The organism is Aeromonas sp. ZOR0002 (assembly GCF_963866995.1).
GTDB classification, from domain to species: domain Bacteria; phylum Pseudomonadota; class Gammaproteobacteria; order Enterobacterales; family Aeromonadaceae; genus Aeromonas; species Aeromonas caviae.
In genome coordinates, this window is record NZ_CAWMFQ010000243.1 from 1 (window position 1) to 8,140 (window position 8,140).

The 8,140-nt window shown below is 62.3% G+C and carries 10 protein-coding genes; 1 reads left to right on the plus strand and 9 read right to left on the minus strand.

The genetic code is table 11. The features are described 5' to 3' along the window. The 6 genes from AACR77_RS13425 to AACR77_RS13450 form a co-directional block, all read right to left on the minus strand. A partial coding sequence (locus AACR77_RS13425; protein WP_231563236.1) for a hypothetical protein occupies positions 1-232 on the minus strand: 232 nt, incomplete at its 3' end. Positions 233-400: 168 nt separating this feature from the next. Beyond that, a complete protein-coding gene (gene mdh / locus AACR77_RS13430) occupies positions 401-1,336 on the minus strand; it encodes a malate dehydrogenase (RefSeq protein WP_010673076.1) in 936 nt (311 codons plus the stop codon). 242 nt (positions 1,337-1,578) lie between these two features. Beyond that, positions 1,579-2,241 (minus strand): arginine ABC transporter permease ArtM, encoded by a 663-nt coding sequence (artM, locus tag AACR77_RS13435; protein ID WP_010673075.1) that lies wholly within the window; start codon positions 2,239-2,241, stop codon positions 1,579-1,581. Between the two features lie 2 nt (positions 2,242-2,243). After that, the gene (gene artQ, locus AACR77_RS13440) at positions 2,244-2,894 is read right to left on the minus strand and encodes an arginine ABC transporter permease ArtQ (protein ID WP_042882132.1); all 651 of its coding nucleotides are present in this window, start codon (positions 2,892-2,894) and stop codon (positions 2,244-2,246) included. Between the two features lie 3 nt (positions 2,895-2,897). Next, positions 2,898-3,635, minus strand: a complete 738-nt coding sequence (locus AACR77_RS13445) for an arginine ABC transporter substrate-binding protein (protein ID WP_042882134.1) — start codon at positions 3,633-3,635, stop codon at positions 2,898-2,900. Positions 3,636-3,659: 24 nt separating this feature from the next. Further along, positions 3,660-4,400, minus strand: coding sequence for an ATP-binding cassette domain-containing protein (locus AACR77_RS13450; RefSeq protein WP_041214472.1), 741 nt, complete (start codon positions 4,398-4,400; stop codon positions 3,660-3,662). A 200-nt stretch (positions 4,401-4,600) separates the two neighbouring features. Between AACR77_RS13450 and argR the strand changes: the two genes are divergently transcribed. Next, positions 4,601-5,071: a transcriptional regulator ArgR gene (gene argR, locus AACR77_RS13455; protein WP_005308670.1), complete on the plus strand. Its 471-nt coding sequence runs from the start codon at positions 4,601-4,603 to the stop codon at positions 5,069-5,071. Between the two features lie 79 nt (positions 5,072-5,150). Here the strand turns inward: argR and AACR77_RS13460 are convergent, their stop codons facing one another. The 3 genes from AACR77_RS13460 to AACR77_RS13470 form a co-directional block, all read right to left on the minus strand. Further along, complete coding sequence (locus AACR77_RS13460) at positions 5,151-6,056, minus strand: Dyp-type peroxidase (protein WP_010673071.1); 906 nt, start codon at positions 6,054-6,056, stop codon at positions 5,151-5,153. A gap of 89 nt (positions 6,057-6,145) precedes the next feature. Continuing rightward, positions 6,146-7,180, minus strand: coding sequence for an ABC transporter ATP-binding protein (locus AACR77_RS13465; protein WP_042882136.1), 1,035 nt, complete (start codon positions 7,178-7,180; stop codon positions 6,146-6,148). A 40-nt stretch (positions 7,181-7,220) separates the two neighbouring features. Further along, positions 7,221-8,140 (minus strand): iron ABC transporter permease (locus AACR77_RS13470; RefSeq protein ID WP_042882138.1); only part of this gene is annotated, 920 nt, incomplete at its 5' end.

Consider the following 8,140-nt stretch of genomic DNA (forward strand, 5'->3'; position numbering starts at 1 on the left):
TGCCGGTGCGGACGGTACAGGTGCGGATGCGGATGGCGCCTGGGCTGGCGCTGCTGACACAGAGAGGGATGGCGTGGCGACAGAAGAGGCTGGCGTCAGGGCTGGCTGGGCCGATGATGAGGCCGGTGACAAGGGTGCAAACGCCGCGGATGGCGGCGCGGCAGCAACCGCAACCGCCTGGGTGGGCGCGGCGGCCGAGGTGGGCTCCGCCCCCTGCAAGGGGAAGCTGCACACACCGATAATGGCGATGAGGGTTCTTGGTTTTATCATAGGGATCTCCTGCTGCCTTCTGTTATCGGCAGCCAGGGCCATCTCCTTAGCCCACCACATTAGCCCGCCACACCCAACCCCAAAAATGACAAAGGGGAGCCTGGGCTCCCCTTGCGGTCGACGTAGCAACTTACTTGACGAAGTCGACGCCCAGCTGGATGTCGGCCTTCAGGGTGGCCAGCATGCTGTCCATCGCTTCCTGCTCGAAGGCGCTCAGCTTGCCGTAGTCCAGCACGGTTTCGACACCGTTCTTGCCGAGCAGCACCGGCTGCGCGAAGAAGGTGGCGTGCTCACCGTTGCCTTCCACATAGGCACACTCAATGACGTTGGCTTCCCCTTGCAGACCCTTGATGAGCGACAGGCCGAAACGGCAGGCTGCCTGACCCATGGAGAGAGTGGCGGAACCGCCACCGGCCTTGGCTTCCACCACTTCGGTACCGGCATTCTGAATGCGCTTGGTCATGGCAGCCACTTCCTCAGCGGTGAAGCTGGCGCCTTCAACCTGGGAGAGCAGCGGCAGAATGGTCACGCCACTGTGACCGCCGATGACGTTGACACGTACCTTGTCAACGTTCAGGCCCTTGGCCTCGGCCACGAAGGTCTCGCCACGGATCACATCCAGGGTGGTCACGCCGAACAGGCGACGCTTGTCATAGACACCGGCTTTCTTCAGCACTTCGGCGGCGATGGCGACCGTGGTGTTGACCGGGTTGGTGATGATGCCGATCAGTGCTTTCGGGCAGGAAGCGGCACACTTTTCCACCAGGTTCTTGACGATCCCGGCGTTGATGTTGAACAGGTCGGAACGGTCCATGCCGGGCTTGCGCGCCACGCCGGCAGAGATCAGCACGACATCGGCGCCGACCAGAGCCGGGCTCGGATCTTCACCGCAGAAACCTTTTACTTTCACGTCAGTCGGGATGTGGCTCAGGTCCGCCGCCACGCCCGGAGTGACCGGGGCAATGTCATACAGGCTCAGTTCGGAACCGGCAGGCAGGCGGTTTTTCAACAGCAGAGCGAGGGCTTGGCCGATGCCACCGGCGGCACCCAGAACGGCAACTTTCATGATCAACTCCATGTCTAAGCGTAGGTTTAAGGTTGTTTCTAGTTGGGTTAACGCTGATTCTTATTGTGCGCCTCACCTTAAAGGATCCCCTCCTAAAAAACAATCTGATAACAGTTGTAATCACGGGTTCTGTGAGCCAGGGAACAAGCGGCGATGAAAGCGGAGAGGAATATGCGATAAATGGGAGGAAAGACACAGATTTCCTGTGCTTCCCTCACCATTAAGAGGTAAATGTGACTGCTTCAGGACTGGAAAGCCAGTGCCCGACGCTCACACCAGCGGAAACCAATTGTTAACAATCCATTCATGGTCAGATAGAGCGCTCCGGCCACGGTGAACACCGCCAGGGTGTCATAGGTCTGGGCGTTGAGACGCTGGGCCAGCCCCATGATGTCCATGATGGTGATGGTACTGGCAAGCGAACTCCCCTTGAGCACCAGGATCACCTCGTTGGAATAGGCGGGGACCAGCCGACGGGCGGCATGGCGGGTCTTCATCCACAGGGTCTGTCCGGCGGAGAAGCCGAGCGCACGGCAGGCCTCCACCTCACCGGCGGGGATGGCGTCGAGCGCCCCCTTGAACAGCCGCGTGGAGTAGGCTGCTGTATTGAAACCGAGCGCCAGCACGGCGCAGAACCAGGGTTGCTTGAGCAGCGGCCAGAGCGGCCCCGCCTTGAGCCATTCAAACTGGCCAGGCCCGTAGTAGATGAGGAAGATCTGGATGAGCAGCGGCGTACCGGTAAAGACCAGTACCCAGAGCTGCACCAGCTGGGTCGCCACCGGAATGCGACGCTCCAGCACCCAGGTCATGCCGGCCGCCATCAGCACGCCCAGCAACAAGCTGAACGCGGTGAGCTGCAGGGTGATCGCCAGCCCTCCCAGCAGGGTCATCAGGTAATCCTGCATGGTCAGCCTCCGTAACGGCGGGTATAGCGGGACGCCTGCTTCAAACCGAATTCACTCACCAGACTAATAGCCAGATAGATGAGGGCGGCAGCGGCGTACCAGGTGAAGGGTTGATAGGTGCTGGCCGACGCCATCTGTGCCTGACGCATCATCTCGTTCACCCCGATGAGGGAGACCAGAGCGGTGTCTTTCAGCAGCACCAGCCACTGGTTGCCGAGCCCGGGCAGGGCGTGACGCCAGGCCTGGGGCAGCACGATGCGAAAGAAGGTGTGCTCCTTGCCCAGGCCGAGCGCCTGCGCCGCCAGCCGCTGCCCCGCGGGCACCGCATTGAGGGCGGCACGCAGGGTCTGGGTGGCGTAGCTCGCAAACAGCAGGGAGAGCGCCAGCACACCGCAGGCGAACGGACTGAACTCCACATACTCCCCGGTGATGAGGAACAGCACCTGGGTCGAGCCGAAGTAGATGAAGAGCACCACCAGCAACTCGGGCAGACCACGGATCAAGGTGGTCAGGGTGGCCACGGGCCACACCAACCAACGCTGCTTGCTCAACTCAGCCGCACTGAATGCCAGTGCCAGCACCATGCCACCGACCAGGGATACCAGGGCCAGCCCGAGGGTCATCCAGGCTGCATCCAACAACAGGCTCAACATGGCTTACTGCGCGAAGTACTTGTCATAGATCTTCTGATAGGTGCCGTTGGCCCTGATCTCGGCTAGCCCCTTGTTCAGCTGGGTCAGCAGTTCCTGGTTGCCCTTGGCCACCGCGATGCCAAAACCGGTACCGAAGTACTTGGCGTCGGTCACCGGGGTACCGACCACGGCGTATTCCTTGTGCTGCTTGAGCCAGTCTGCGGCCACCGCCGTATCGGCAAACACGCCGTCAGTGCGGCCATTCATCATGTCGAGGAAGGCGCTCTGGTAGCTGGCGTAGGGCACGGTCAGCAGACCCTTGCTCACCCAGTTGTCCACCAGATAGGACTGGTGAGAGGTGCCGTTCTGCACGCCGACTGTCTTGTCCACCAGATCGTCCGGCCCCTTGAAGGTCTCTTTCTTGGCGACGAACACCGCGGAGTTCTCGTAATAGATATCGGAGAAGTCGACCTGGGCGGCCCGCTCCGGCGTCACGTCCATGGCGGCGATGACGGCGTCATAGCGACGGAACTTGAGGCTGGGGATCAGGCTGTCGAAGGCCTGGTTGTGGAAGCTGCACTCCAGCTTGGCCTGCTCGCAGACCGCGCGGGCCAGATCGATGTCAAACCCCTGGAACTCGTTCTTGTCATCCAGGTATTCGAACGGCGCATAGGTTGCCTCGGTGGCGAACTTGATCTCTTTGGCCAGCACAGAAGTGCTCAGCAGACCCATGGCGGCGATCAGCAACAGACTCTTTTTCATGACAGCTTCCTTATCGACTCAATATCAATGCATCAAGAATTCGGCAAACCGGCTGGTTTGCGGGGACTGGAAGATGGCGGCGGTGCCGGATTCGATGATCCGCCCCTTCTCCAGATAGATCACCTGACTGGCCACCTTGCGGGCGAACTCCACCTCGTGGGTCACCACCACCTGGGTGATGCCGGTCTGGCTCAGGGTGCGGATGATCTCCGCCACCTCTTTGGTAATTTCGGGATCCAGGGCAGCCGTCGGTTCGTCAAACAGCAGCACCTGGGGATCCATCATCAGGGTCCGGGCAATGGCGACCCGCTGCTGCTGGCCACCGGAAAGCCGTGCGGGCCAGGCGTCCCGTTTGTCGGCCAGTTGCAGCTGGGCCAGCAGATAGGCCCCTTTCTCGATGGCCGCCTCGCGGCTCATGCCGAGCACCTTGACGGGCGCTTCAATCAGATTCTCCATCACGGTGAGGTGCGGCCACAGATTGTACTGCTGGAACACCATGCCCACCTTGCGACGCAGCGCCTGTGCCTGACGGTTGAATTCGGCAGTAGAGAGGCTGGACGGGAAAGAAAATTCACTGTCTGCGATGCGCAACACACCGGCATCCGGCGTGTCCAGCAAGTTCATCATGCGCAGCAGAGAGCTCTTGCCTGCCCCGCTCGGGCCCAGCAATACCAAGGTCTCGCCGGGAGCAGTCCGAAAGCTCACCTGCTGCAGTACCGGCACCTTGTGCCAGGATTTTTCGATGCCGATTAATTCGATACCCATACAGCCCAATTGAATAAGTTTTCAAAATTTCGTCCTGATTCTAGCGCCAGCATAAGTTGATGCAAGCTATATTTGAATCAATATGCAGAACAAGCGCCGCTTCCTTGCCAAAACAGGCATATGAATGCAAAATAGCAGCGCTGTTCGTATCTGCCGCCTGAGCGTGACAGGCGGTCACTCCCCTCATTCGTGAGTCCAAGATGAAACATAACGACAAGCAAGAAAAACTGGCCAAGGCCTTTAAAGCCTTGCTGAAAGAGGAGCGTTTCGGCTCCCAGGCAGAGATAGTGACTGCCCTGCAAGAGATGGGCTTCGAGAACATCAACCAATCCAAGGTCTCGCGCATGCTGAGCCGCTTCGGCGCCGTTCGCACCCGCAATGCCAAGATGGAGATGGTCTACTGTCTGCCGGTGGAACTGGGCGTGCCCACCACCTCCAGCCCCCTCAAGAACCTGGTGCTGGATGTCGACCACAACGGCGCTCTGGTGGTGATCCACACCAGCCCCGGCGCAGCCCAGCTGATCGCCCGCCTGCTTGACTCCCTCGGCAAGGCCGAAGGGATCCTCGGCACCATCGCCGGTGATGACACCATCTTCATCACCCCGACCAGCGATACCGACATCGAGGAGCTCTACCTCTCCGCCCTCGAGCTGTTCGAGCAGACGCCCTGATCCGGTCGCCTTGGGCGATCCGCACAAAAATCCCGGCCTAGGCCGGGATTTTTTGTTTTGAGCAGTCGGCAGGCCGGGCTTATTTGCCCTCGGCCACCAGAAAATCGATGGAAGGGGCAAAGAAGGCCGCGCCGGTCACCGCCCGGGTGAAGCGCAGCAGGTGGTCGAAGTGACTGCCCTCCCCTTTGTACATGCTGGCCAGCATGGCGTTGAAGTGCAGCGGCGTGCGGCAGCAGGAGATGAAGTAAAGCCCCTGCTCGCTCATGGTGCCCCAGGGCATGCTCTGGCGCAGGATCTCCATGGACTCCCCCTTCGGGGTCTTGAGGTTGACCCGCTTGATGTGGGAAGTGAGCGGCTTGTCGGCGGACTCGTATTCGATGTTGTCGACCTTGGTGCGGCCTATGATGTCTTCCTGCTCCTTCAGGGCCAGCTTCTCCCAGTCGCTCATGGCGTGGACCCAGCGCTGCACGTGGATGTAGGAGCCACCGGCGAACTCGCCGCCGTCCAGCAACGCCACCTCGGCGCGGTGCTCATCCTGCGGGTTCTCGGTGCCGTCGACGAAACCGGTCAGATCCCGGCAATCCTGGTTGCGAAAACCGCGGACTTCCTCGGCCAATTCAACAAGCCCGGCCAGCAGGGCCATGACGCGATGACCGGCATGATGCAGCACGTCCACCCGATCGGCACGCAACTGCACGAACAGATCGAACGGGGTATTGGGGGCCTCCTGACCGTTGGCGGATTGCGCCATAAAGCCTCGGAACTGGGGCGGCCGGGCGGCAGGATAGAGATCATCCCAGGCGTCGGCCCCGACGGCGACCAGACCGCTGAAGGCCGCATCGGGGAAGTCGGCGCTCACCGCCTCCCAGAGTGCTGGCAGGCTGGCCAGGCGGGAGGTCAGGGCAGCGGCGTCACCGGTGCGATTGAACATCAGATAGAGGGCGTGCAGATTCGGCTCTGCGCAGATCCCGGCTTGGGCTTTCATGTCTCTCTCCAAGTGCGTTGGCTATGGGCGTGGCGCGATTATAAACCAGCGCGCTTCCAGTTCATTGATTTCACGACAATACCACGCACTCAGGGCAAGGGGTCAAACAACACCAGGGCATGAGGCGCCACGGTCACCCGCGCGCTCCCCCCTTCCAGGGGCTCACCGATGCTGGCTTCCAGTTGCTGGCCGCCACACTCCACCAGTACCCGGCAGTGATGGCCCAGGAACTGTTGCTCACGCACCCGGAGCTCACCGTCATCCGCCGCCGTCAGCGCCAGTTGCTGAGGTCTGAGCATGAGCTGCAACCGCTCCCCCACCGCGCGGCCATGGGGCTCCTGACCGCAGATGGTTCCAAGGAGGGTCTGCACGCAGTGGCTGTCCACCACCTCGGCCGCCAGATAATTGACCCCGCCGAGAAACTCCGCCACGAAGCGGTTCCCGGGGCGGCGATAGAGCTGCTCCGGCTCCCCCACTTGCTCGATGCGACCGGCGCGAAACAGGGCCAGCCGGTCGGCGAAGGCGAAGGCCTCTTCCTTGCTGTGGCTGACGAAGATGGCACCAATGCCCTGCTGTTTGAGCAGGGCGCGGATCTCGAGGATCAGTTTCATTCGCACCTGGGTGTCGATGTTGGAGAAGGGCTCGTCCAGCAGCATCAGGCGCGGCTTGCACACCAGGGCGCGGGCGATGGCCACCCGCTGCTGCTGGCCGCCGGAGAGCTGATGGGGATAGCGCTCCCCCAACCCCTGCAGGTTGACCAGCGCCAGCGCCTCGTCCACCTGCTGCTTGCGCAGGGCACGCTCCCCCTTAGTCAGACCGAAGCCGACGTTCTCGGCCACCGTCAGGTGAGGAAAGAGAGCGTAATCCTGGAAGATCATGCCGATATGGCGGGCCTCCGGCGGCACACTCACGCCGGGGGCATCGAGCAGGGTCTCTCCCAGCCGGATCTCCCCCTGGGCCAGGGGCAGCAGACCGGCCACTGCCTTGAGCAGCGTGGTCTTGCCACAGCCGCTCGCCCCCAGCAGACAGACGATCTCGTTGTCGGCCACCTGCAGGGAGAGCTGCTCCAGCACGGGGCGGCCATTGTAGTGACAGCTGACCTTCTCGATATTCAGGCAGGACAAGGTTCTTTTCCTCTCGCGTAGTGATGCCGGACGGGGCCGCTCAATGGCCTGGACCATCCAGGGTACGGTTGATCCACAGCAGGGGAATCAGCCCCACCAGCACGATGACGATGGCACCGAGCGCCCCCCGCTCCAGCATCTCGTCCGAGACGAACTGATAGACGTGGGTCGCCAGGGTTTCGAAGTTGAACGGCCGCAGCAGCAGGGCGGCGGGCAGCTCCTTCATGGATTCGATGAACACCAGCATGGCGCCGGCAAAGAGGCCGCGCCGTACCAGCGGCAGGTGAATGCGACGCAGCATGCCGCCCGCCCCCTGCCCCAGAGAGCGGGCCGCCATGTCGAGGCTGGGGGAGATCTTGCTCATGCTGCTCTCCACCGACCCGATGGCGATGGCCACGAAGCGCACCAGATAGCCGAACACGATGGCGGTGAGGGTGCCGGTCAGGAGCAGACCGGGGCCCGGCATCCCGAGCCACTCGGCCAGATCGTTGATGCCAAAATCCAGGGCCGTGAGCGGCACCAGCACGCCGATGGCCAGCACGGTCCCCGGCATGGCATAGCCCATGGCGGCGAGGCGCAGGGGCAGCAGGCTGCGAGTCCCCCCATCGAGGCGACGGAAGAAGCCGAGCAGCAGGGCAATGGCCATGGCCAGCAGGGCGGTCAGGGCCGAGATGGCGAGGCTGTTGCCCGCAAAGCGCACGAATTCGGGCGTCCACGACAGCGCGAAGTAACGCACCCCGTAATCGAGCAGGATGACGAACGGCAGGGCGAACCCCGCCAGCACCAGGCCCCAGCACCAGAGCCCGGCCAGCACGCACCTCAGGCCCCCGAGGGGGTAACGCAGGGGCTGCTCGAAGCCCATGGACTTCTGGAACACCTGCTGGCGCTGGCGGGAGCGGCGCTCCAGCGCGATGAGCAGCACCACCGCCAGCAGCATCAGACAGGAGAGCTTGGCGGCGG